This window comes from Mycobacterium sp. E342 (assembly GCF_001667665.1).
GTDB lineage: Bacteria > Actinomycetota > Actinomycetes > Mycobacteriales > Mycobacteriaceae > Mycobacterium.
Map to the genome: position 1 here is coordinate 1 of NZ_LZJM01000263.1, position 502 is coordinate 502.

Annotated in this window: 1 protein-coding gene; it reads right to left on the reverse strand. The window is 62.4% G+C overall.

Annotated features, from left to right (window positions below; genetic code table 11):
• Positions 1-407, reverse strand: a 407-nt coding sequence (locus A5692_RS20830; protein ID WP_197514523.1) for a sensor domain-containing protein, incomplete at its 3' end; no start/stop codon positions are given.
• Positions 408-502: the final 95 nt, after the last annotated feature.

Here is a 502-nt window from a genome sequence, read left to right on the forward strand (position 1 = left end):
ACCGTCGCAACAGCCAGATAGACCGCATGACCTGAAGTGTCCTTTTCTTCCCTGTATTGATTGCTTCGCCATGCGGTATAGGCCACGCCAACCGTGTTGGTGTCCAGCCCGAACAGCGCCCCACACTCGGGGTTGCCCTCGTCGATGACAGGGGGCAATGGAGGCCTGGTCCAGCCAGGCGGAGGCGTGCCCGTCCAGTTGAGTTTCGAGCCGACGATGTCGCTGACCGCTTCCGGCGGCAGGAGCAGCTCATCGATGCGATTGAGCGCCACCGTTGGCCCGACAGTGGGTGTCGGCGAGGGTGCCACCGAAGTGGCGTTGTGGCCGCCGCCCTGCCCGCCGCCACACCCAACCGCCAACGCGACCATTACAGCCCCGAGCGCCGAAAGGATGAAACGACTCCTCATTTCGTCTCCTTGCAGAAGGGGCGAAATCGGTAACTGCTTGATCGAAGTGGTACGAGCCGTGCTGGTGGGGTGCTAAGGATTGTCGGCTGTTCGAA